This is a genomic window from Thiobacillus denitrificans ATCC 25259 (assembly GCF_000012745.1).
Lineage (GTDB): Bacteria > Pseudomonadota > Gammaproteobacteria > Burkholderiales > Thiobacillaceae > Thiobacillus > Thiobacillus denitrificans_B.
This window is the reverse complement of the sequence record NC_007404.1, coordinates 936,969-961,551: the sequence shown is the minus strand read 5'-3', so window position 1 is coordinate 961,551 and position 24,583 is coordinate 936,969. Positions and strand designations below refer to the sequence as shown.

Below are 24,583 nucleotides of genomic sequence, written 5' to 3'. Positions count from 1 at the left end.
ACAAGGCCCTCACCGCTCTGAAAAGCAAGCCCCGTACCAGAGCGGTACGGGACGGAAACGTCAGCGATTGCGCCCGTGCGGCGGGAAATGCAGGTTGTACTCGCGCATCTTGCGCCACAGCGTCGTGCGGCCGATGCCGAGGACGCGCGCCGCCTCGCCGATGTTGGACGCACGCTGCAGCGTCGCTTCGATCATCCGCCGCTGGGAGTCGGCGATGCTGCCGCCGCCCTCGCCGAGTTCGGCCGGTTCGTGCCGCGGCATCGCCGCGGGCGCCTGCTGCAACAGGTCCTCGGGCAGCGCGTCGACGTCGATGTAGCCGGCGTCGTCGGCGAACACCGCCATCTGCTCGACGAAGCTTTCGAGCTGGCGGATGTTTCCCGGATACGCATAGCCCAGCACATAGGCCTCGGCGCGCGGCGACAGCCGTAGCCGGCCGCGCCCGTACTTGCGGCCATAGACGGCCAGAAAGCGCTGCAGCAGGTTGTGCAGGTCCTGCCCGCGCTCGCGCAGCGGCGGCAGATGCAGGCGGATGCCGTTGAGGCGGAAGTACAGGTCGGAGCGGAAATGGCCCTTGTCGATGAGCAGGGCGAGGTCCTGGTTGCTCGCCGACATGATGCGGATGTCGACCTTCTTGCCCTTGTTCGAGCCGACGCGGCGGATGACTTTTTCCTGCAGCACCGACAGCAGCTTGGCCTGCATCGCCGGCGACAGCGTGTCCACCTCGTCGAGGAACAGCGTGCCGCCGTCGGCCTCCTCGAAAAGGCCGGCGCGCGATTCGGTGGCCCCGGTGAAGGCGCCCTTCACGTGGCCGAAGAGTTCGCTCTCGAGCAGGTTCTCGGGCAGGCTCGCGCAGTTGATGCTGACGAAAGGCGCCTCGCGGCGCGCGCTGTTCTCGTGGATGAAGCGCGCGACCCGGGTCTTGCCGGTGCCCGTTTCACCGGTGATGAGGACGCTGATGTCGGTCCGCGCGATGCGCTCGGCCTTGATCAGCGTGGCCCGCATCTGCGGCGTGTCGGCGACGATGTCTTCGGCGTCGCGCGAGGCTTCGGCCGCAAGGGCGAAACCGGGCGGCGCCGACTGGCTCGCGCGGATCTTTTCCAGGATGTCCTGCTCGCGGAAGGGCTTGGTCAGATAGTCGAAGGCGCCCAGGCGCATCGCGTCGACCGCCGAGTCGATGCTGCCGTAGGCGGTGATCAGGATCACCGGCAGCAGCGGATTCAGCCGCTTGATTTCGCGCAGCAGGTCGACGCCCGACATGCCCTCCATGCGCAGGTCGGTGATCACCAGATCGAAACGCTCGGCGCCCAGGCACGACAGCGCCTCCTCGCCGCTTTCGGCTTCGCCGGTTTCGAAACCCGCGCCCTGCAGCATTAGCGACAGGCTGCGCCGCAGGCTTTTCTGATCGTCGACCAACAAAATGCGCATCAGGCGACCTCGCGTCCGAAAAAGCTTTCCCCGACCCGTACGGGCACCCGCAGGAAGAATCGGGTCCCCTCCCCCACCCGGCTACGCACCCGGATGCATCCGTGCCACTCGCGCACCTGGCGTTGCACGATGGCGAGCCCGAGCCCGGCGCCGAGCGGGCGCTGCGAATAGAAGGGCTCGAAAATCCGCGCCTGATCTTCGGGCGCGATGCCCTTGCCGGTGTCGCTCACCGCGAGCAGGAAATGCCTGGAATAGCGGCGCAGCCCGACCTCGATGCGGCCCGCGCCGTGGATCGCCTGGGAGGCGTTGAGCAGCAGATTCCACAGCACCGACTCGAGCGCGTCGGCGTCGAAGAGCAGCAGCGACGAGGCCGGCTCGATCTCGAGACTCAACCTGATCGGCAGCTCCTCCTCGCTGATATGCCGCTCGAGCAGGGCGCATGTCTTCTTCACGACCTGCTCGAGCACCACCGGTTTGCTGACCGGCGCACGCGGCTTGCCGAACGAGAGGAAATTGCTCGTGAGGTTGGTCAGCCGTTCGACTTCGTCCTGGATGATTTCGAGTGCCGCCTGGCTGCGCGGCTGGGTCGCCGCCTCGGGGCGCAGCACGGCGAGGCAGTTGTTGATCGCCGACAGGGGATTGCGCACCTCGTGCGCGACCGAAGCCGCCATCTGCCCCATGACCGCCATGCGTTCGCTGCGTAGCTTGTCTTCCTCCGCGAGCTTGAGTTGACGGTTGAATTCGGCAAGCCGCGTATAGCTGCGCGCATTGTTGACCGCGATGCGCACCTGGTCCGCGAGCAGCACGCCCTTGCCGAGCGTCGCCGCGCTGAAGCGCACGGCCTCGCTGCGCGCCAGCACCATCGCGCCCATGAGCTGCTCGCCGTCGAGCAGCGGGAACACGGCGAGCGCCTCCCAGGGGCAACCCGCCGGCTTGCAGAACGGGGTCGCCTGCGCGCCGTCCCGCCACAGCACGCTTATCGGCTGGAACTGGCCGCGCACGCCCTGCAGCAGCGTCGCGCATTGTTCGCCGTCGCTGCACCAGGCTTCGAGTTCGGCCGAGACCGCCCGGTCGCCCTGTGCGAACCATCTCGCCGCGAGGTAAAAGCTTCTCGCCTCGGCCTCGGGCAGCCAGACGAGCGCGCCGTCGCACTCGAACAGCGCAGCGCTTTCCTTGCACACGGCTTCGAGCACGCGGTCGAGATCGAGCGTCGCGGTGATCATGGTCGAGACGCGCAGCAGCGCCATCCTGAAGTCGTTCGCCTCCTGCCGCTGCTGGTAGAGCAAGGCGTTGTGCACGATCGCGCCGGCCTCGACCGCGAGCGCACGCAAGGCATCGGGCTTGCACTTTTCGACGGCGGCGGGGCTCCCGAGCAGACGCAGGCGGCCGACCTCCTGCCCTTCGGCGGTCAGCGCGAGGCATACCGAATGCGCACCGGACGCGTCGTGGTAGCCGCATTCGAACACGTCGCGCGTCGCGAGCGGCCGGCAATCGTCGCCGTGACAGGGCGAGGCATCGCGCAGCGCGCGCACCGGCCAGCGGCTGCTCAGGCGCCGCGTCAGGCGGTCGAATTCGTCGACCTCGTCCGGCGGGATGCGCAGCATGAGCTCGCAGCTCGTCAGTCCGAGGAGTTCGCGGATGGCGTCGGAAACCACGTCGAGGGCGTGGTCGAGATCGCGCGTGAGCATCGCGCCCTGGGCCATGCGATTGCGGATTTCGAGTTCGCGATTGAAGCCGAGTATCGCCTGCTGGGAGCGCTGGAGGCGCCGGTTGACGCGGAACAGCGAACGGCGCGACTTCTCGATCGTGCGCAAGGCCAGAAGGAAGCCGACGAACACGATCAGCATGGCGCCGACGTAGAACAGGAGCTTGACCCCGTGCCATATCCACCAGGCGAGGTCCCACATGCTCGAAAGGCTGAACAGGTAGGCACTCTGCGCGAACACGACCAGCAGGCTGAACGCGAGCAAGGCCAGCTTCTGGTGGTGCTCGCGGAAGTAGCGATAGAACGCGATGCCCGCGAGCACATAGGCGAGCGCGGCGAAATAATGCGCGGCGTGGTTGAGCGAGGAAAAGCCGACCGTCTCCACCCGGGGTGCGAACAGGTTGGGAATCCAAATCTGGTAGAGCACGGCGACGGCGACGGCCAGGGCCAGGCCGATTGCAAACGTCGCGTGGTCGGCGTTGGAAAATCCGTGGCTGCGCTCGGCCGCGATACGGACGATGACACCGGCCAGGATGAAGACGCTGCCGAGCAGCGTCGAAAGCGTGTGATAGACGACGAACGCGGTCTGCTCGCGCGCGGGGTCAGTCCACGCATGCAGCAGATCGAACACGCCCATGGCGAAAAAACCGAGGCCGAACAGGATGAGGCTCGGCTCGCGCCGCTTGATGCAGACGGAGAGCATCATCCCGGCGAGCGTCAGCGCGGTCAGGCCGCAGAAGGCTTCGATCAGCAGATGGCTTTCCGGCTCGACGTGTACCGCCTGCTGCGCGGGCAGCGACCACTGCGAAAAGACGAAGACGGGCATCGCCACGAGCAGCAGCAGCCACAGCAGCACGCCGATCTCGGGAGGGCTGACCGGGCTCGGCCGCTGCCCGAGGGCGCGCCTCGCTTCGGTCAGACGCGCGGCAAGCGAAGGAGCGGGCGATTTAGCGAACATGAACTTCACCATCGTCGAAACCGGCAGGTACATTCATATTACGCGGCGCCACGGCCGGCGGACCATAGCGCTTCCGGACCATCGCACTCAGGCCGCCCCCGGGGAAAGCCAGCCCGGCCGGCGCGCCGCCAGCCAGTGGAACAGCGTGGGAATCACCACGAGATTCAGCAGCGTCGAGCTCAGCATGCCGCCGAGCAGGACGATCGCGAGCGGGCGTTCCATTTCCTTTCCGGTCGGGTCGCCGAAAATCAGCGGCGTCACGGCCAGCGCGGCCGTGAAGGCGGTCAGCAGGATGGGAACGAGGCGGTCGCGCGCGCCGCGCACCGCGAGCTCGGCGGCGCCGAGCTGCGGCTCGGCCTCCATCAGATGCAGGTAGCGCGACACGAGCAGCAGGCTGTTGCGCGTCGCCACGCCGAACAGCGCGACCATGCCGATCATGGACGAGACGTTGAGCGTCTCGCCGGCCAGCAGTAGCGCAAAGACGCCGCCGATCAGCGCAAGCGGCAGGTTGAGCATGATCAGCATCACGAGCGACCAGTTGCGGAAGGCATGGAACATGATCAGCGTGATCAGCACCAGCGCGGCCGTGCCCGAGAGCAGCAGGCTGCGTGTCGCGCGCTGCTGGCCCTCGAAATCGCCGCCGATCTCGATCGCATAGCCTGGCGGCAGTTCGACCGTGTCGCGGATGCGCGCCTGCGCCTCGCGCACGACGCCGTCGAGGTCGCGGCCTTCGGTGTTCCACTGCACGACGGCGCGGCGCGCGCCGCTATCGCGATTGATCATGTAGGGCTCCTGCACGACCGTGAAGCGCGCGAGGTCGCGTAGCGGCACGACGACGCCTTCGGGCGAGATCAGGGGAATCTCGCCGAGCGTGCGGACGTCGGCGCGCGAGGCTTCGTTGACGCGCAGGAAGAGGTCGAAGGTCCGGTCCTGCTCGAGCACTTTCGACGCGACGACGCCGTTGAAGGCCTGTTCGACCTGGGCCACGATGGCGCCCGGCGTGAAGCCGTAGGCTGCCGCCGCAGCGCGGTCGACCTGCACATCCACACCCGGCACCAGAATCATCGGCTCCATCTGCAGATCGACGACCCCGGCGACGCCCTGCACGGCCTGATGGATCGCCTGCTGTTTCTGCTGCAGCACCGCGAGGTCGGGGCCGTAGATCTTGACCGCGACCTGGGAGCGCACGCCGGACAGGATTTCCGACATGCGGTGGGTGATGAATTGCGAGACGTTGGTCGACATGCCCGGTATCTGCCCGAGCTGCTCGCGGATGCGCTGCATGACCTCGGGCACGTTGCGCGTGCCGGGCTTCAGCGCGATGTCGAATTCGCTGAAGTTGACCGGCTGCGCGTCCTCGTCGAGCCGGGAGCGGCCCGCACGCTGGGCGAGGCTCGCGACCTCGGGCATCTCTCCGACCCGCCTTTCGACCTCACGGCCCATGCGCAGGTTTTCCTCGAGCGAGGTGCCGGGCATCATCGTCGTCGCGATCACGAGATTGCCCTCGTGAAAAGGCGGGATGAACGAACGCCCGAGCCCGGCAAAGGCGATCGCGGCCGCTGCGACGAGCAGCAGCGTCGCCACGGCAACCGTCAGGGGCCACGCGAGCAGGCACTGCAGCAGGCGCTCGTAGCGCCCGAGCAGGAACTCGGAAACCGGCCCCAGCCCGTATTCGCGCGCCCGCTGTTCGCGACCCATCAGGTAATAGCTGAGCACCGGCACGAGCGTGATCGCGACGATCAGCGAACTGGCGATGGCGGCCAGGTAGGCGATCGCCATCGGCTGGAAGATGCGCCCCTCGATGCCCTGGAGGAAGAAGATCGGCGTGAACGCGACGAGGATGATGAGCGTCGCGAAAACGACCGAGTTGCGGATTTCGCGCGAACCTTCGTAGACGATGTCGAGGGCGGGCAGCGGTGCGACCGCGCGCGCATTTTCGCGCAGGCGCCGCAGGATGTTCTCGACGTCGATGATCGCGTCGTCGACGACCTCGCCGATCGCGAACACGAGCCCGCCGAGCGTCAGCGCGTTGATGCTGATGTCGAACGCCCACAGCACGAGCACGCCGGCCATCAGCGAAGTCGGGATCGCGATCAGGCTGATCGCGGTCGGGCGCCAGCGGAACAGGAACAGCAGCAGCACGAGCGCAACGATGATCGAAGAATGCAGCAAGGCGTCGCGCAGGTTGTCGATCGAGGCGTCGATGAAGCTCGCCTGGCGGAACACGTGGGGAATCAGCTCGACGTCCTCGGGCAGGTTCTGCGCCATGCTCGCCAGCACCTTTTCCACGTTGCGCGTGGTTTCCATGGTGTCGGCGCCCCACAGCTTGGACACCGTGCCGATCACCGCCGGGCCGCCGTGGATCTGGCCCTCGCCGCGCTTGATCTCGCTGCCGAAGCGCACCTCGGCGATGTCGCCGATGTGGATCGGCTGCCCGTCGCGCATCACCACCAGCGTCTCGGCCACGTCGCGCAGGCTCGCGACCTTGCCGTTGGCGCGGATGAAATATTCCTCTTCCGCGCTCGGGTAGACGAAGCCGCCCGGCGCGACCAGATTGGCGCTGCGCAGCGCGTCGGCCACCATCGCGACCGACACGCCGTATTTGCGCATGCGCAGCGGGTCGAGCAGCACCTGGTACTGCTTGACCCCGCCGCCCACGGCGACGACCGAGGCGACGCCGGGCTGGGCGAGCAGCCGGTTGCGGATGTCCCAGTCGACCAACGTGCGCAGTTCGTGCTCGCGGTCGGCGCCCGACCAGTCGACGAGCGCGAACTTGAGCAGCCAGCTCACGGCCGAGGTCACCGGCATGAGCTGCGGCGTCTGCGCGCCGGACGGCAACTGGCCCTGCACCGCCTGCATGCGCTCCTGGATGATCTGCCGCGCGCGGTAGATGTCGACGCCCCACTCGAAGACGATGGTGATGCGCGACAGGCCGACCGAGGAATTCGAGCGGATCTGGTCAACGTAGGGCGCGCCCTGCAGCACCACTTCGATCGGGCGCGTGACCAGCGTTTCGACGTCGCCGGCCGAATAGCCGGGCACCTCGGTCTGGATCTGCACCTGCGGCGGCGCGTATTCGGGGAAGACGTCGACGGCCATGTTGCGCGCGGCGACGATGGCCGCGCCGGCCAGAATGAGATACAGCAGAACCACCGTGACGCGGTTCCGCAAGGACCATCCGATTACCCAATCAAACATGTGTCGATCCGCTGCGTCAGTGATGATGATGGTCGGCGGCCGCGGCGGGGCGCGCCGAAATGCGATAGAGGCCTTCGAGCATCATTTTTCCGGCGACCACCAGCTTTTCCCCTGCGGCCACGCCGTTCACGCGCAGCAGCGTGGCGGTTTCGTCGACGACCTGCACCGTCCGCCGCAGGTACCGTCCGGGCGCGCGCTGGACGAACACGACCGGGGCGAGCCCCTGCCCGAGCACGGCGCCACGCGGCACCCAGACCCCGGTCGGCTTGTCGAGCAGCAGGCTCAGGTCGACAGTCTGGCCGACGGTCAGCGCCGCCCCCGCCTTGCCAAGGTCGACGAGAAAGCGCGCACGCTGCGTCGCCGGGTCGACGACCGGCATGACCTGGGTCACCCGCCGCTCGAGCTCGCGGCCGTCGGGCAAGCTGACGCGCACCGGCACGCCGGGCTGCACGAGCGCCCTCTGGTCGGGGTAGACGTAGCCTTCGAGCCAGTGCGGCGCATCGGCCGACACCATGCGCGCGACGGCCCGGCCGACGACGACGAACTGCTTCATCGTGCGGTCGCCGGCGTTGACCAGCGAACCCGGCTGCACCAGCAGTTCGGTGATGAAACCGTCGGTCGGCGCGTCGAGCCGGATGTGCTCGACGACCCTGCCGTGCTCGATGAGGGCGGCGATCTCCTTGTCCGTCATGCCCCACCAGCGCAGGTTTTCCTTGGCGTCCTTGAGATAGTTCGGCAGCCGGCCCTCTTCACGCAGCACCTGCAGCTTCTCCTCGTTCTTGAGGAATTCGAGATAGCCGCGTTGCGTCGTGATGAATTCGGGATTGAAGATGGCGACGATCGGCTCGCCTTTGCGCACACTGTCGCCGACGCGCACGAACACGTCGACGACCTGGCCGCTGACGGCGATGTTCACGTCGACCATCGCCTGGCTGTTCGGCACGACCAGACCGTAGGTCTTGATCCCGCCCGCCTGCGCGCCGCCACGCGCCGTCGCGAGCGTGAAGAGGCCCCGCGTGGCCTTGGCGTCGGCAGGCAGATTCACTGCCTCCCCGGCCTGAACCGTGGGTTCCGTGCCGGGTTTCGCCGCCGCCCCGGCGTTCGCAGCCTTCCCGGCTTTCGGCGCCGTACCGGCCTTGTCCGGCGCGGCGGGTGCGGGGGCCGATTTACCCGGCGCAGCTTTAGCCGGCGCCGACTGGCCGAACACGTGCGGGTCGCTGTGCGCGAGCACGGACGGGGCGAACACGCTGCCCGCGGCGAAGCTCAGCAGCGCGGCACCCCGCCGCCAGGCCGACGCCGCTTGGCGAAGACGGAATCGCTCAATGCGCATGGTCGGGTTCCTCGAGGCTGACGCTCGCCTGCAGACCAGCGGGCAGCGCGACCCCTTTAGGCGGGTTGCCGGCGAGCTTGAGCCGCACGCGCTGGCGCTGGTTGACCGGGTTGGCGAACGCGAAGATCTGCTGCACCACCGCCGGGAGCGCCACCTCGCCGCGGCGCGCGTCGGCGACGTGGACCGTCATCCGCTGCCCCGGCTTGAGGCCACGCGCCACGTCGATCGGCAGGCTCGTCTCGATCTGGATCGCCGCAGGCCGCGCGAGCGTGAGGATGGTCGTGCCGGTCGCCGTGTACTGCCCGACCGGGGCGCCGGTGTTGAGGATCTGGTTGTTGACCACGTTCACGGCGTAGATGAAGCCGGATTCGGGCGCCGTGATCTTGATGCGTTTGAGCGGCTCGCGCGCGCGCTCCATCTGCTTGATGTCGTTCTCAGACATGCCGCGCCAGCGCAGATTCATGCGCGCGTCGATGAGCTTCTCGTTGCCAGTCATCGAGAACGACTGCACGGCGTCCATGTTGCGGAACAGGCCGAGATAGGTCGCCTGCACGGTCTCGAGCTCGGCGCTCTCCATTTCGCCGAGCACCTCGTTGCGCGCGACGCGCTTGCCGACATAGAGGTTGTTCAGGCGCGTGATGCGCGCGTTGATCTTGATCACCACGTTGACGAGATGGCGCGGGTCGAAGCTCAGCGTCGCCGGATGGCGCGGCGCGGCGCGGTCGTCGTGATCGTGCTGCGCCGCCGCCGACGGCGCGCCGAACATCGAGGCATCGGAATGCGCATGCGCTGCGGTCGGCAGGCCGACGAACAAGGGCAGCAGCAGAAGCAGGCGAGGGAGCATTTTTCCGGACAGAGAAGCGACACGGAGGTCCGAAGCAAGCGCTGTACCAGACGCCGCAGACGTCGGCACGCCTGGCTTCGCGCCCTCGCCTCGCAACGACGAGACGCCCGCCTGCCCGCCGTTGGCGCCGCGCGGACAACCGAGTCCACGGCAACGCGCGGCGGCCGCTTCACCCCACGCGCCTTTGCGGCCTGTTCCACGCGTTCCGAAATGAAACGCGGGACGACCGCGGCGAACGGCGCGTCCGGAGGTGCCGGCCCGTGCACACGGCGCCGCGGCGGCTTATGCTTCTGCCCTCACGACACGAGCGGTTTTCCGGAGCCCTGTTCCGAAAACCGCGTTCAGACTCGGCGCCCGCCGCGCCGCCCGGAGATCTCATGCGCACCGAAACCCCCGTCACGCTTTACCTGAAGGATTACGCCCCGCCCGCCTGGCGGATCGAGTCGGCCGACCTGCACGTCGCCATCCACGACGACCATGCCGAGGTGCGTGCGCGCCTCGACTGCGTGCGCAACACCGCGGGCGGCGACGACGCGCTGGTTCTGAACGGCGAAGCGCTGGAACTCGTCGGCCTCAGCCTCGACGGCGCGCCGCTCGACCCCGCGCGCTACGTGTACGGCGACGATCTGCTGCGCATCGCGGGGCCCCTGCCCGATCGCTGCGTGCTCGAAAGCGTCGTGCGCATCCGCCCCGATCTGAACACCCAGCTCTCGGGCCTCTACCGCTCGCAGGACGGCTATTTCACGCAATGCGAGCCCGAAGGCTTCCGCCGCATCACCTTCTTCCCGGACCGGCCCGACGTGATGACGAAATTCAGCTGCACGGTCGAAGCCGACCGCGCGCGGTTTCCGCATCTGCTGTCGAACGGCAATCCCGTGGCGGCGGGGGTCTGCGACGACGACGCAGCGCGGCACTGGGCGCGCTGGGACGACCCCTACGCCAAGCCGTGCTACCTGTTCGCGCTCGTCGCCGCCAGGCTCGACGTGCTGGAGGACGAATACGTCACCGCCTCGGGACGCAAGGTCAGGCTCGCGGTCTACGTCGAGCCGGGCAAGCTCGACCAGTGCGGCCACGCGATGGCCGCGCTGAAAAAAGCCATGCGCTGGGACGAAGAGCGCTTCGGCCTCGAATACGACCTCGACCAGTACATGATCGTCGCCGTCGGCGACTTCAACATGGGGGCGATGGAGAACAAGGGCCTCAACATCTTCAATACCAAATACGTGCTCGCCCGCCCCGACACCGCGACCGACGCCGACTACCAGGGCATCGACCGCGTGGTGGCGCACGAGTATTTCCACAACTGGACCGGCAACCGCGTCACCTGCCGCGACTGGTTCCAGCTGTCGTTGAAGGAAGGCCTCACGGTGTTCCGCGACCAGGAATTCGGCGCCGACACGCACTCGCGCGCGGTCACCCGCATCCAGGAAGTGCGCGCACTGCGCGTCGGCCAGTTCCCCGAAGACGTCGGGCCGATGGCGCACCCGATCCGGCCGGCCTCCTACGCCGAGATCAACAACTTCTACACCGCCACCGTCTACAACAAGGGCGCGGAAGTCATCCGCATGATGCACACCCTGCTCGGGCGCGAGGCGTTCCGCCGCGGCACGGATTTGTACTTCGCGCGCCACGACGGCCAGGCCGTCACCTGCGAGGATTTCGTCGCAGCGATGCAGGATGCTTCCGGGATCGACCTCGCGCAGTTCCGCCGCTGGTACGCGCGCGCCGGCACGCCGCGCCTGAACGCATCAAGCAGCTACGACGCCACGACCCGACGCTACACGCTGACGCTCACGCAAACCCTCGCGCCGACCGCCTACGAAAAGCGGCTGACCGAATCGGGACAGGCCATCGTCGACGGCACGCTGCACATCCCCGTCGCGCTCGGGCTGGTATTGCCAAATGGTAATGACGCGCCGCTGAAACTCGCCGGTGAGGCCGAGGCGAGCGGCACCACGCGCGTCCTCTCGCTGACCGAGCCCACGCAGACCTTCGTCTTCGAGGACATTCCCGCCGCCCCCGTCGCCTCGCTGCTGCGCGATTTTTCGGCGCCGGTGCAGTTGGAGTTCGAACAGACCGACGCCGAGCTCGCGCACCTGATGGCACACGATGACGACGCCTTCAACCGCTGGGAAGCCGGGCAGCGGCTGGCGACGCGGGTGCTGCTCGCCGGTATTGCCGCGCAGCAACGCGCAGCGTTGATGCGCCATACTCTCCCGCATGCGGGAGAGGACGACTCGTGGCGTGGCGCCGGCAGCGACTGGATTCCCGACGCCTTCGTCGCCGCCTGCGGCCGCGTGCTCGACGCCGGCCTCGCCGGCGACCCGGCGCTGGCTGCCGAAGCGCTCAACCTGCCCGCCGAAGCCGTGCTCGCCGAAGCGGTGGTATCGCTTGGCCAGCCCATCGACCCCGAAGCCATCCACGCCGCGCGCGTGGCCCTGCGCCGCCACCTCGCCGCCCGTCTGCGCGACGCCTTCGAAGCCGCTTGGGCCGCCCTCACCCCAACTGCGGCCTATGCGCCCGACGGCGCCCAGGTCGGCCAGCGCGCCCTGCGCAACGCCTGCCTCGGCTACCTCGCCGAAAGCGACGTCGAGTATTTGCAGAGCGCGGTCGTCCCGCGCCTCACCGCCCAGCTCGCGGCGGGCGGCAACATGACCGACGGCAACATGACCAGTCAAATGGCCGCGCTGGCCACGCTCGCCAACCTCGACCTGCCGGAAAGGGAAGCGACGCTCGCCGATTTCTACACGCGCTGGCAAAACGAAGCCCTGGTCGTCGACAAGTGGTTTGCCGTGCAAGCCACCTCGCGCCTGCCAGGCACCGCCGCGCGCGTGCGCGCGCTGATGCAGCATCCGGCGTTTGACCTCAAGAACCCCAACCGCGTCTATGCCCTGATCCGCGGCTTCTGCGGCGCCAACCCGCGCCACTTCCACGCCTTTGATGGCAGCGGCTACGCGCTGGCGGCCGACGTCATCAGCGAATTGCAGGCCATCAACCCCCAGGTCGCGTCACGCATCGCGCGCAGCTTCGATCGCTGGCGGCAGTTCGACGCCGGTCGGCAGGCACACGCGCGCGTGGCGCTGGAACGTATCGCGGAGATCGAGGATCTAGCGAAGGACGTGGCGGAAGTTGTGGGGAATGCGCTAAAGGGTTGATCGCAGTGCAAGAATCAGGTGGGCGGATTCTCGGACCAAGCGGTCAGCGGGAGGTTTTTGCCGGACGCGCCCCGACTTTGCCGCTTGGTGGATGCCTTTTGCGCTGCCTTGAGTGCGGCTTTCCGGTCGGCATTGGTATCGATGACGGCGGTTTTCATTCAACTCTCCTTTCAGCCTCTGCCAGAAAACCGTACAGCCGCCGGTCGATGTTCAGAGACCAGAGTTTCTTATAACGGTACCGTCACGCGGCTTTCTTAAACACAAGTACATCCTGGCCGAATTCCGGATAGCTGCCCCGACCATCGTCTCGCCAACTGCCCAATTTGACCTCGTGAAGCACGAGCCCGGCCCTGCCGAAGCTATCCTCAAAAAAACGCTGTGGATATGCGACCGCTATTTCTGGCATACGTACGTCGTAGTAGCTGAAGCCATTTCCGTCATGGGCAAAGTTGAGCCCGCGCCCACCTCGCCCATGGTCGATGAGGAACGTTGAGAATAGGCACATCCCGCCTCGATCAAGCATGCGACCGATCTCGGTTACATAATTGGACACGTCTTCCGGAAGCATGTGCGTGAATACCGAGATGAGAAAAACACAGTCCATGCTTCCATCGAGGTAAGAAAAACGGTATTCGTCCGCGCGGAACCGGCCCTTCGGGTTGTATTCATTATTCTGGATGTCGATCAAATCGAATTTGAAACCCCGCCTTTTCAAATGAGGGTTATCACGACATGCCTCAAGTGAAACCATCTCTATATCCATGCCCACGTATTTTTCAGCTTCCAAAAAGCTCGCCAACTGCACTGCCGTACGTCCACATCCGCAACCGATTTCCAGAACCCGGCTCTTAGGAGACAAGGCGCAGTGCCGTTGAAGCATGTGGAGAATGACTCTCCCCTGACGGGCAAATTTGCCCCCACCGAACTGGTTCGATAAACCGTTGGATCTGACCCGGGTCGAGTACCGAGGAAGACTGCGTAACCCCGTCGCGCTGCGAATGATGGCGTCGACAGGATCAAGTGCGGTCAGTCCGAGCCGGATGACAGGGTGCTGCCACGAGGCACCCCGCATAAACAGCATTTTCCTTGCCAGTAAACGCATGCTCATCGTCGTCTCCTTACGGTCAACACTGAACAAAAAATTTTCCCACAATGGAGGCCAGGCGGCCTCTTGCGCCCCCCTGCCTGAGTGAGTGCTCCATAAGCGCAGAGAGCCCAGGACCGTAGTGGTCGCTCTTCCACGCCGCCCCTCGCCCGAGGCCCTTTTTTTTTCGAAGCTCAGGACACTCCGGCCTTGCGCCGGCGCGCGCCGGCGGTCATCGCTCCGAGCCCGCCGAGAATCAGCAACACCATCGAAGATTCCTGCACGGAGGCGACCTCTTCCACGGCAACCAGGTGATAACCGAACCGGCCGGCTACAGCATCGTAGTTGACTAGCGCATCAGGATCCGGCTCGACGCCGACGGGCAATTGGATAAAGGCGGTCGGCCACAACCACATGCCCGCAGCGAGCCCGTCTACGGAAGGTACTCCGTCTTTGAGCGTGCCGCTGGCCGACGTCAATAAGCCCATGGACAAACCCGAGCACGACGAAGTCATCGCCAGATCGAGGTAGAAGCCGAACTCGAAGCAGGGCGTCCGAATAACTGAGTGCGTCGTCCCGCTTCGCGAAGAAGCTCGGCAAGATGACGCCGGCATAGCTTGGCGCATCGCTGGCCACCGCGTGCTCTCGGAGATAGAAATGGCTACGCGTGGGATCCCATTCCGAGAGCACGGTCTCGAGGCTGAACGAACCGGATACCCCGTAATTTGCGAGTTTCCAGCCACGGTTCCAGTAGGCGGTGCCATCGCCGTCAACGCAAGCGAGGGCTTCGGGGTACGCGAAAGCAGACATTGCGGCCGTGATGAGGCTCGAGGCACAAAGGGTGGTGCGGGCAGTCAAGGGGGCTCGTTCCATCTGTCGTGGATTGCAGTCAATGGACGCTCCGCATGCTGCCGAAGGCGGATCCCTTCGACATTATTGTGCTGGGGAGGAAAAAGCAGGATTCGCGCCACCGCCGAGGCGACCCCGGCAAACGCAGGATTCGTCGGGCTTTCAGGCAAATCGAAGGCAGGCGCCCCCACCGGGGTGTAAAACCTGTCGACAGGAACATGCGGGGCGGCGCCCCCGCCTCACCCCTCCGCCACCACCGCCAACACGTCCTCGCCGTATGCTTCCAGCTTCTTCGTCCCCAGCCCGGATATCTCGCCCAGCTCGGCCAGCGTGGCGGGGCGGCGCGCGGCGATCTCGCGCAGCGTGGCGTCGTGCAGGATGACGTAGGCGGGCACGCCCTTTTCGTTGGCGGTTTCGCGGCGCCAGGCGCGCAGGGAGAGGAACAGCGGGTCTTCGTCGTCGTGGACGCCGGCGCCGGAACTGGGGGCGAGGCGCGATTTCTTGCGCGCCGGGCGCGCTTCGATGGCGCGCAGCATCACGGTTTCCTCGCCTTTGAGCACGGGCTTCGCGGCTTGGGTGAGCTTGAGCGCGCCGTAGGCACTGTGGTCCACCTCCAGCAGGCCGCGCACCACCAGCTGCCGCAGCACGGCGCGCCACACCTTGTCGGTCTGGCTGGCGCCGATGCCGAACACGCTCAGCTGGCTGTGGCCGAAGCGGTCGATCTTCTCGGTCGTCTTGCCGAGCAGCACGTCGATCACGTGCCCGGCGCCGAAGCGCTGGCCGGTGCGGTAGACGGTGCTTAACAATTTCTGTGCGGCCTCGGTGCCGTCCCACAGCGTGGGCGGATTGAGGCAGACGTCGCAGTTGCCGCAGGGCTGGCTGGCTTCGCCGAAGTAGCTCAATAGCGCGACGCGGCGGCAGCTGGCCGCTTCGCACAGGCCGACCAGGGCGTCGAGCTTGGCGTGGCCGATGCGCTTGTGCGCGTCTCCGGCCTCGCCTTCATCGATGAAGCGGCGCTGGGTGACGACGTCCTGCAGGCCCCAGGCCATCCACGCCTCGGCCGGCTCGCCGTCGCGGCCGGCGCGGCCGGTTTCCTGGTAGTAGCCCTCGACCGAGCGCGGCAGGTCGAGGTGGGCGACGAAGCGCACGTCGGGCTTGTCGATGCCCATGCCGAACGCGAGCGTCGCGACCATGACGACGCCCTCCTCGCGCAGGAATTTTTCCTGATGGCGGCGACGCGTGTCGTTGTCCATGCCGCCGTGATACGGCAGCGCCGTGAGGCCGGCCTGCTTCAGCGCGTCGGCGGTTTCTTCGACTTTCTTGCGCGTGCTGCAATAGACGATGCCGGCCTCGCCTGTGTGTTCGGCGAGGAAGTCGAGCAGTTGCCGGCGCGGCTCGGTTTTCTCGGCGATACGGTAGCGGATGTTGGGGCGGTCGAAACTCGCGACGAAGACGCGCGCGGCGCCTAGATCAAGGCGTTGCAGGATTTCGGCGCGCGTCGCGGCGTCGGCCGTCGCGGTCAGCGCGATGCGCGGCACCTCGGGGAAGCGTTCGTGCAGCGCCGACAGGCCGAGGTATTCCGGGCGGAAGTCGTGGCCCCATTGCGACACGCAGTGCGCCTCGTCGATCGCGAACAACGCGATGCGTGCCTCGGCGAGCAGGCTCTGAAAACGCGGCGTCAACAGGCGCTCGGGGGCGACGTAGAGCAGCTTCAACTGCCCCGAAACGAAATCGCGCTCGACCCGCGCGGCGGTGGCGCCGTCGAGGCTCGAATTCAGGAAGGCGGCGGCGATGCCCAACTCCTGCAGCGCCGCGACCTGGTCCTGCATAAGCGCGATCAGCGGCGAGACGACGACCGCGCAGCCTTCGCGCAACAGCGCGGGGATCTGGTAGCACAGCGACTTGCCGCCGCCCGTCGGCATCAGCACCAGCGCATCGTCGCCGGCGACGACCGTATCGACGATCGCGGCCTGCTCACCACGGAACGCGGGATAGCCGAAGACGCGGTTGAGGAGGCTTAAAGGGGTTTCGGGCATGAAGCTGGATTAAAGGTAAGGCGAACTGGCGGGCGATGTGTCACATTCGCTATAATTGTGTCACGTTTTGCGCTGTTTTTTCCCCCGGGAGGCTGCCATGAAAACCCTGACCATCCGCGAAGCCCGGGAGGGCTTGTCGCACCCCGACCAGATGTTCGCCGACAGCGACGAAGTTCTGGTGGTAAAGCATGGCGAGCCGGTCGCGCGGATTCTGCCGGTTGAACCCAAGCGCCGGGTACGCTCGTTGCGGGCGTTTCTGGAAAGCCAGCCCATGCAAACGGTCCCCAGCGAGGACATTCTGGCGGAAGAGCGAGAGGATCGCATTTGAGCGCCTATATCGACACCAGTGCGCTGGCCAAGTGCTATATCCGTGAACCGCGCTCACTGGATGTACTCGACTGGGTCGATGCACAGGATGAAGTCGCGACCAGCCCACTCACGCTAGTGGAATTCCGCTGCGTGCTGGCACGCCGTCGGCGCGCTCAACAAATCGATCTGCAGCTTGAACGCGTTGCCCTCGCCGAATTTGACCGTGACGTGCAAGCGACCGCCTGGCGCATCCAGCAGGATGCCTCCAGCCTGTTCGTCGAGGCGAGACAACTCATCGACCTGATTCCGGAACTGCCCCTGCGCGCATTGGACGCGCTGCATCTGGCCTATGCCCGCCATTACGGTGCAGTCAGTTTCGCCACCGCCGACAAGCATCAAGCCGACGCGGCCAGAGCGCTCGGTATCCCCGTTTTCACCTTTTATTGAATGGCATCATGACCGACCCCACCAACGCCCCCGCCCTCGACGAAAACCAGATCATCGCCGAGCGCCGCGCCAAGCTCGCCGCGATCCGCGAGGCGGGCGTCGCCTTCCCCAACGACTTCGAGCGCCGCGACTACGCCGGCAGGCTCGCGCACGAACACGGCGACAAATCCAAGGAAGCGCTCGAAGCCGAGGCCGTCGACGTGCAGCTGGCGGGCCGCATGATGCTCAAGCGCGTGATGGGCAAGGCGAGCTTCGCGACGCTGCAGGACATGAGCGGCCGCATCCAGGTCTACGTCTCGAACGACCTGACCGGGCTCGACGCGCACGAGGCGTTCAAGCGCTGGGACCTCGGCGACTTCGTCGGCGTGAGCGGCACGCTGTTCAAGACCAACAAGGGCGAACTGACGATCCAGGCAAAATCGGTCCGCTTGCTGTCGAAGGCGCTGCGTCCGCTGCCGGAAAAATTCCACGGGCTCGCGGACCAGGAACAGAAGTACCGCCAGCGCTATCTCGACCTCATCACCAACGACGACGCGCGGTCGACCTTCGTGCGCCGCTCGAAGATCATCCAGGCGATCCGCGAATTCATGACCGGCCACGGCTTTCTCGAAGTCGAGACGCCGATGATGCACCCGATCCCCGGCGGCGCCGCGGCCAAGCCCTTCGTCACCCACCACAACGCGCTCGACATGGAGCTCTTCCTGCGCATCGCGCCCGAGCTCTATCTCAAGCGGCTCGTCGTCGGCGGCTTCGAGAAGGTGTTCGAGATCAACCGCAACTTCCGCAACGAGGGCTTGAGCACGCGCCACAACCCCGAGTTCACGATGATGGAGTTCTACGAGGCCTACCGCGAATATCGCTACCTCATGGACTTCACCGAGGCGCTGATCCGCCACACCGCGGTCGCCGCGACCGGCTCGACGACGATTTCCTACCAGGGAAGCACGATCGAACTCGGCACGCCCTTCGACCGCCTGACCATCGTCGAGGCGGTGCGCAAATACCACCCCGAGTACACCGTCGAGCAACTCAACGATCGCGACTGGCTGACCGCGCAATTCACGGCGATGAAGGCCAAGTACCGCGAGCACGACGGGCTCGGCGGCCTGCAGCTGACCTTCTTCGAGGAGACGACCGAGGCGCTGCTCGTGCAGCCGACCTTCATTGTCGACTACCCGGCCGAAGTCTCGCCGCTGGCGCGTCGCTCCGACACGCAGCCCGAGATCACCGAGCGCTTCGAACTCTTCATCACCGGCCGTGAAATGGCGAACGGCTTTTCCGAATTGAACGACGCCGAGGACCAGGCCGAACGCTTCATGGAGCAGGTGCGCGCCAAGGAAGCCGGCGACGAGGAGGCGATGCACTACGACGCCGACTTCATCCGCGCGCTCGAACACGGCCTGCCGCCGACCGGCGGCTGCGGCATCGGCATCGACCGCCTCGTGATGCTGCTCACCGATTCGCCGTCGATCCGCGACGTCATCCTCTTCCCGCAGATGCGGCGCGAGGCCTGAGCCGGGCTCGCCGGCGGCGCGGCTGAAGCAGACATGGGCCAATATCTGCTCAAGATCGCCCTCTCGGCGTTCGTCGTCGTCGCGGTCGCCGAGATCGCCAAGCGCAGCACCTTCTGGGCGGCCGCGCTGGCGTCGCTGCCGCTGACCTCGCTCTTGGCCTTCGTCTGGCTCTACCTCGACACGCACGACGTCGAGCGCGTCGCCGCGCTGTCGACGAGCATCTTCTGGCTCGTGCTGCCCTCGCTGCTGCTGCTCGTGCTGCTGCCGGTCCTGCTGCGCGGCGGCTGGGGATTCTGGGCGAGCCTCGCCGCCGCGAGCGCCGCGACCGCGCTCGCCTACCTCGGCGCGCTCAGGCTGTTCGCGGCTTTCGGCATTCGTCTCTGAGCGCAGGCTTCGCGCAGCGCTGTCGGCGCGGCGCGCGCTTCCGGTAAAATCCCGCCGTTTACCCGTTTTCCGTCCTTCCTTGCAGAGCCACCCCATCATGACCGACTTCAATACCCGCGATTCCTTTTCAACCGGTAGCGGCAGCCTCGGCTTCGCCTCGCTCAAGAAGCTCGAAGCCGCGCTGGGGACGTCGCTGGCACGGCTGCCGGTTTCGATCCGCGTCGTGCTCGAATCGGTGCTGCGCAATTGCGACGGGGTAAAAGTCACCGAGGCGCACGTCAGGCAGCTCGCGAACTGGAAGCCGAACGCCGCGCGCACCGAGGAAATCCCGTTCACGGTGGCGCGCGTGATCCTGCAGGACTTCACCGGCGTGCCGCTCCTGGCCGACCTCGCGGCGATGCGCTCGGCCGCTGCGAAAGCCGGCAAGGATCCGAAGAAGATCGAACCGCTGGTGCCGGTCGACATGGTCGTCGACCACTCGGTCCAGGTCGACGCCTACGGCAGCCGCGAGGCGCTCGACCTCAACATGAAGATCGAATTCGAGCGCAACCTCGAGCGCTACCAGTTCCTCAAGTGGGGCATGCAGGCCTTCGAGACCTTCAAGGTCGTGCCGCCCGGCGTCGGCATCGTGCACCAGGTCAACATGGAATATCTCGCGCGCGGCGTGATGGAGAAGGACGGCGTCGCCTACCCCGACACGCTGGTCGGCACCGACTCGCACACGACGATGATCAACGGCCTCGGCGTCGTCGCCTGGGGCGTCGGCGGCATCGAGGCCGAAGCCGCGATGCTCGGCCAGCCGGTCTACTTCCTGACGCCCGACGTCGTCGGCGTGCACCTCAAGGGCGTCGCGGCGCCCGGCGTCACCGCGACCGACGTCGTGCTGACGATCACCGAAACGCTGCGCCGCGCCAAGGTCGTCGGTAAGTTCGTCGAGTTCTTCGGCGAAGGTGCGGCCGCCATGTCGGTCACCGACCGCGCGACCGTCGCCAACATGGCGCCCGAGTATGGTGCGACGATGGGCTTCTTCCCCGTCGACGAAGCGACCTGCCAGTACTTCGCCGCGACCGGCCGCCCCGCTGCTCAGGTCGACATGCTGCGCGCCTACTACCAGGCGCAGGGTCTCTTCGGCATACCCGAGGCAGGGGCCATCGACTACTCGCAGGTGATCGAAGTCGATCTCGCGAGCGTCGCGCCCTCGGTCGCCGGACCCCGTCGCCCGCAGGACCGCATCGAGTTGAAGGGCCTCAAGTCGGCCTTCGCCGGGCTGATGGAAAAGCCGGCCGGAGAAGGCGGCTACGGCAAGCCCGGGCAGCTCGGCGCACGCCACGTCCTGCCGCCGACGGCGCACACGCCGGTCGACCTCGCCGGCGGCGGCAGCCAGGACGAACCCGTGCCCGCGCCCGCCGCGGAAGCGGAAATGATCGACAACCACCCGAGCCCGGACCACGTCGTGGCCGACCCGGCGCGCGTGTTCGGCCAGGGCAACGGCAGCCTCGGCCACGGCGACGTCGTCATCGCCGCGATCACCTCGTGCACCAACACCTCGAACCCGGGCGTCATGCTCGCCGCGGGCCTCCTGGCGAAGAAAGCCGCCGCGCTCGGCCTGAAGCCGCCTGCCCACGTCAAGACCTCGCTCGGCCCCGGTTCGCGCGCGGTCAGCGAATACCTCAAGAACGCCGGCCTGATGGATGCGCTCGAAGCAGTCGGCTTCTCGGTCGTCGGCTACGGCTGCACGACCTGCATCGGCAACTCCGGCCCGCTCAAGCCCGAGATCGAGAAGACGGTCGCCGAGCAGGATCTCGTCGTCGCCTCGGTGCTCTCGGGCAACCGCAACTTCGAGGCCCGCGTGCACCAGGCCGTGAAGGCCAACTTCCTGATGAGCCCGCCGCTCGTCGTCGCCTTCGCACTGGCCGGCCGCGTCGACATCGACTTCGAGAATGAGCCGCTCGGCACGTCGAGCGCCGGCAAGCCCGTCTATCTGCGCGACCTGTGGCCGAGCAACGACGAAATCGCGGCGGTGATGGCCGCGGCGACCGACGCCGGCATCTACCGCGCGATCTACGCCGACGTCGGCGCGAACAACCCGCTATGGGACGCGGTGCCCGCGCCCGCCGGCGCCGTCTACCAGTGGGACGCGAAATCGACCTACATCCAGGAACCGCCCTTCTTCGCCGCCTCCGCGGAAACGGCAAGCGTACGGGCCACGGGGCCGGCGATTAGCGGCGCGCGCGCGCTCGCGCTATTCGGCGACTCGGTCACGACCGACCACATCAGTCCGGCCGGCGGCATCAAGCCGACTTCGCCCGCCGGCCTCTACCTCGACGAGAACGGCGTGCAGAAGGCCGACTTCAACAGCTATGGCGCGCGCCGCGGCAACCACGAAGTCATGATGCGCGGCACCTTCGCCAACGTGCGCATCAAGAACCTGATGATTCCGGGCTCGGAAGGCGGCGTGACGCTGAAGGACGGCGCGCAGCAGCCGATCTACGACGCTGCAATGGCCTACCAGCGCGAGGGAACGCCGCTCATGATCTTCGCAGGTGAGGAGTACGGCACCGGCTCTTCGCGCGACTGGGCCGCCAAGGGAACGACGCTCCTGGGCGTGAAGGCCGTCGTCGCCAAGAGCTTCGAGCGCATCCACCGCGCCAACCTCGCGGGCATGGGCGTGCTGCCCTGCCAGTTCAAGGACGGCGCCGACACCGCGACGCTCAAGCTCGACGGCAGCGAAACCTTCGCCCTCGAAGGCCTCGAGTCCGGCATCACGCCGCAACAGGACGTCACGCTCGCGATCACGCGGGCAAACGGCGCGGTCGATCGCGTCGGGCTGACGCTGCGCATCGACACGCCGATCGAAGTCGAGTACTACAACAAGGGCGGCATCCTGCCCTTCGTGCTCGGTCAGCTGCTCGGCTGAGCTGCGCACGCGGCCGGGTTTTTACCCGGCCAGCTTGCGGCGCCGCCTCTGTGCGATCGAGCACCTGCTCTTTTCGGCCGAGGTGGGCGTGCAACACGGCGCCGGTGAGATCGAAACGGGACCGCCGGTTCGGCCTTTCTCTATATGCAAGCAGACCGGCAACGCAAAACACGGCGCCGGAAATCGAATTGATGTCGCCGGGCAATCGTGCGGCCGCGAGGGGAAAGTAGTTCAGTCGGCGCTGCCATCACCCGATGCTCGGCAGGGCCGCGTGGCACGGCCGCGCGGCCGTGCTTCCGGGGGGACGCTGGTGCCGACCCCCTGGCCAGCCAGAGTCCGTGCGACCCTGTCGGTGATATGGGTGGAGAGCTTCAGGCTTGGGCTGCCAGTGCTCGCCAGCGCCCTCACGCTTGCGGGGACACCAAAAACGCCCGTTTTTCTCAGGCTTCGGCAGCGGGGCTCGGGGATGAAGCCTATTGCACCGGATCGACCTGGGCGCGCACCGACTCCAACGCGTCCTTGAGCGTTTCCTCGGACAAGCCGTTCAACTGCTCGGCGAGCATCTCGGCCGCGTCGATCGTGTCGGCCTCGTCGGGGAGGCTGTCGGTATCCAGGTTGGCGACGAATACGGCGGCGGCTCCGGTCACCTGCAACAGTTGGCGGCGTTCGGACATCAGCAGTTCGATTTCGTCGCGCAGCAGTCGGACTTCGTCTTCCTTCATCGCGTGCAGGGTCATGCGTGTCTCCCTTTCAACGGGTCAGCCAAACAGGGTCAGCACTCCTGTGTAGCCGTATAAACGGTTATGCGAGATCTCGCCGTTGGCGAAAAAGCCGACCAGCGGGAAATCCCCCAGGGTCTCGCGAATGAGCTCCAGCTCCCGGTTGGGCGCGCCGAACATGTGGCGGCCGCGACCGAGGCAGGAATAATACACGCCGCCCCGGATCGCCGTGCCGAGTTGCGCACGGATCGCGGCGAGCATGCGCAGCAGGTCTTGTTCGGCCGTCTGCTCGTCGCGTCGGCAGAACAGCAGGTCGTCGCCGGGCGCGAGTTGTTCGCCGACGGCGACCAGATTGTTCTGCGGGTCGACGCCGAGGATGTTGCGCACCAGGTAGTCGCCCGTATCGGAGCCGCGGACCGGCAGGCCGACGAAAATGTAGCCGGCCGCGCGGCGCAGATCGCGCGCGAGCACTTCGCCGATTTCCTCTTTCATCACTTCGAGCGCCGGCCGGTGGTCGAGGCTGCCGACGACGTTCTTGTTGGCAGCCGTGATCTCGTGGCGCGGACCGAGCGGCGAAACGCCCTGCGTCAGACGCGTCGCGAGCTTCACGCGCTCGCTGAACACGACGCCCGACAGCCCGCCGCTGACGACCTCGTCGCTGATCTGCCGCGCCGTGCCGCGTGAACTCGACAGGCCGCCGACGACGAAGCCGCTCGATACCTGCGCCGAAACGCCCTCGATCAATTCCTGGATATGGCCGTTCGCAGGGTCGCCGTGAACGACGGCGAAGTAGCCGCTCGCGGGCTCGGCGCCGATTTCGGCCGTCGAGCGCAGCAGCGGCAGCATCGTGAAATCGGCGGGCGCGAATTCGCCGAGCATGACGGCGATCGCCGGCTCGTCGAGGTATTCGTGCCCGGTGGCGCAGACGCCGACGCCGACGCTGCCCGTCCAGTGGACGACGCCGGTGGCCCCCTTGAAAAAGGCGAGGATGGCCTCGAGTTCGTCGGCGAAGGCGTCGGAGACGTAAAGAAAACCGAGGGTCGCGTTCGCCGGCACCGCCCCGATCCGCTCGACGCAGGCCTCCGCGGCCTCCCGCCAGGCCGCCGCCGCGGCGTGGGCATATTTGAAGGGGGCGCTCATGGATTCCGTCTCAGCCTGTCTCACCAAAAACCCTCATCTCATCGGCGCGCCACGGGTCCGGGGCGGCCGGGGCCGCCCGGCCGGCGTCAGTAGCCGGTGCGGTTGCTGCGCGGCAGCTCGCCCTCGCCGAAGAAGTTCCACAACAGATGCGCCACCACTTCGGGCGCGATCACGGTGTGCTGGTTGTGCGATTCCTGCAGCGCGATCCGCAGTTTGCGCCGCACCTCGGGGTCGCCGGTCAGATCGAAGATGATGTCCACCTTCGCGCCGAGCGTGACGACCTCCATCGCGTCCTTGAATACCGGGACCTTGCTGTGAACGAACCCGAGCGCGACCGGCGACTCGAGGTCCCGGTGGGCGACCGCCACGATCTCGACGTTCGCGCGATCCTCCTGGATTTTTTCCAGGAAATGCTCGGCAAACTTCTCTCCGACTTCGCCCAATCCCAGCAGCGCGACTTTCACCACATGCCCCATGGAACCCCTCCTGATCATTGATATTGAGAGAACACTTCACTCGCGCGAGGTCGCGCGTTCCGAAAGCATACGTACCCGCCCGGCGCCTGTCGA

18 protein-coding genes are annotated in these 24,583 nt (G+C 66.7%); 6 read left to right on the top strand and 12 right to left on the bottom strand.

The genetic code is table 11. The features are described from left to right. Positions 1–60: 60 nt before the first annotated feature. The 5 genes from TBD_RS04580 to TBD_RS04560 all read right to left on the bottom strand — a co-directional run bounded on the left by TBD_RS04580 (position 61) and on the right by TBD_RS04560 (position 9,460). Entirely contained in the window at positions 61–1,425 is a 1,365-nt protein-coding gene (locus TBD_RS04580; protein ID WP_011311416.1) for a sigma-54-dependent transcriptional regulator, read from the bottom strand. Then, on the bottom strand, positions 1,425–4,088 hold the full coding sequence (locus tag TBD_RS04575) for an ATP-binding protein (RefSeq protein ID WP_238376496.1): 2,664 nt from the start codon (positions 4,086–4,088) through the stop codon (positions 1,425–1,427). The genes TBD_RS04580 and TBD_RS04575 overlap by 1 nt, the downstream gene beginning before the upstream one ends. A gap of 87 nt (positions 4,089–4,175) precedes the next feature. Beyond that, the gene (locus tag TBD_RS04570) at positions 4,176–7,286 is read right to left on the bottom strand and encodes an efflux RND transporter permease subunit (RefSeq protein ID WP_011311414.1); all 3,111 of its coding nucleotides are present in this window, start codon (positions 7,284–7,286) and stop codon (positions 4,176–4,178) included. 16 nt (positions 7,287–7,302) lie between these two features. Then, entirely contained in the window at positions 7,303–8,616 is a 1,314-nt protein-coding gene (locus tag TBD_RS04565) for an efflux RND transporter periplasmic adaptor subunit (protein ID WP_011311413.1), read from the bottom strand. Next, positions 8,606–9,460: an efflux RND transporter periplasmic adaptor subunit gene (locus tag TBD_RS04560; protein ID WP_011311412.1), complete on the bottom strand. Its 855-nt coding sequence runs from the start codon at positions 9,458–9,460 to the stop codon at positions 8,606–8,608. The genes TBD_RS04565 and TBD_RS04560 overlap by 11 nt, the downstream gene beginning before the upstream one ends. 377 nt (positions 9,461–9,837) lie before the next feature. Between TBD_RS04560 and pepN the strand changes: the two genes are divergently transcribed. Further along, entirely contained in the window at positions 9,838–12,615 is a 2,778-nt protein-coding gene (gene pepN / locus TBD_RS04555) for an aminopeptidase N (RefSeq protein ID WP_011311411.1), read from the top strand. Positions 12,616–12,629: 14 nt separating this feature from the next. Here the strand turns inward: pepN and TBD_RS14940 are convergent, their stop codons facing one another. The 4 genes from TBD_RS14940 to recQ form a co-directional block, all read right to left on the bottom strand. After that, positions 12,630–12,773: a hypothetical protein gene (locus TBD_RS14940; protein ID WP_187147203.1), complete on the bottom strand. Its 144-nt coding sequence runs from the start codon at positions 12,771–12,773 to the stop codon at positions 12,630–12,632. An 83-nt stretch (positions 12,774–12,856) separates the two neighbouring features. Continuing rightward, on the bottom strand, positions 12,857–13,723 hold the full coding sequence (locus tag TBD_RS14205) for an SAM-dependent methyltransferase (protein ID WP_049750214.1): 867 nt from the start codon (positions 13,721–13,723) through the stop codon (positions 12,857–12,859). 170 nt (positions 13,724–13,893) lie between these two features. Further along, complete coding sequence (locus TBD_RS04545; RefSeq protein WP_148203006.1) at positions 13,894–14,187, bottom strand: hypothetical protein; 294 nt, start codon at positions 14,185–14,187, stop codon at positions 13,894–13,896. A 600-nt stretch (positions 14,188–14,787) separates the two neighbouring features. Next, a complete protein-coding gene (gene recQ, locus TBD_RS04540) occupies positions 14,788–16,584 on the bottom strand; it encodes a DNA helicase RecQ (RefSeq protein ID WP_011311408.1) in 1,797 nt (598 codons plus the stop codon). A gap of 97 nt (positions 16,585–16,681) precedes the next feature. Between recQ and TBD_RS04535 the strand changes: the two genes are divergently transcribed. The 5 genes from TBD_RS04535 (at position 16,682) to TBD_RS04515 (ending at position 22,155) form a co-directional block, all read left to right on the top strand. After that, the gene (locus TBD_RS04535; RefSeq protein WP_041432364.1) at positions 16,682–16,912 is read left to right on the top strand and encodes a type II toxin-antitoxin system Phd/YefM family antitoxin; all 231 of its coding nucleotides are present in this window, start codon (positions 16,682–16,684) and stop codon (positions 16,910–16,912) included. Further along, entirely contained in the window at positions 16,909–17,340 is a 432-nt protein-coding gene (locus TBD_RS04530) for a type II toxin-antitoxin system VapC family toxin (RefSeq protein ID WP_011311406.1), read from the top strand. Before TBD_RS04535 ends, TBD_RS04530 begins: the two co-directional genes overlap by 4 nt. 8 nt (positions 17,341–17,348) lie before the next feature. Beyond that, the gene (lysS, locus tag TBD_RS04525; protein ID WP_011311405.1) at positions 17,349–18,854 is read left to right on the top strand and encodes a lysine--tRNA ligase; all 1,506 of its coding nucleotides are present in this window, start codon (positions 17,349–17,351) and stop codon (positions 18,852–18,854) included. Between the two features lie 33 nt (positions 18,855–18,887). Next, the gene (locus tag TBD_RS04520) at positions 18,888–19,238 is read left to right on the top strand and encodes a DUF3147 family protein (RefSeq protein WP_011311404.1); all 351 of its coding nucleotides are present in this window, start codon (positions 18,888–18,890) and stop codon (positions 19,236–19,238) included. Positions 19,239–19,335: 97 nt separating this feature from the next. Continuing rightward, positions 19,336–22,155 (top strand): aconitate hydratase, encoded by a 2,820-nt coding sequence (locus TBD_RS04515; protein WP_011311403.1) that lies wholly within the window; start codon positions 19,336–19,338, stop codon positions 22,153–22,155. 473 nt (positions 22,156–22,628) lie between these two features. On the opposite strand, the gene TBD_RS04510 is transcribed toward TBD_RS04515, so the two are convergent. The 3 genes from TBD_RS04510 to TBD_RS04500 form a co-directional block, all read right to left on the bottom strand. Beyond that, positions 22,629–22,892: a hypothetical protein gene (locus TBD_RS04510; RefSeq protein WP_011311402.1), complete on the bottom strand. Its 264-nt coding sequence runs from the start codon at positions 22,890–22,892 to the stop codon at positions 22,629–22,631. 21 nt (positions 22,893–22,913) lie between these two features. Next, the gene (locus tag TBD_RS04505; protein ID WP_041432360.1) at positions 22,914–24,014 is read right to left on the bottom strand and encodes an FIST signal transduction protein; all 1,101 of its coding nucleotides are present in this window, start codon (positions 24,012–24,014) and stop codon (positions 22,914–22,916) included. Between the two features lie 86 nt (positions 24,015–24,100). Continuing rightward, positions 24,101–24,490 carry a hypothetical protein gene (locus TBD_RS04500; RefSeq protein ID WP_011311400.1) on the bottom strand — a complete coding sequence of 130 codons (390 nt, stop codon included), beginning with the start codon at positions 24,488–24,490 and terminating at the stop codon, positions 24,101–24,103. Positions 24,491–24,583: the final 93 nt, after the last annotated feature.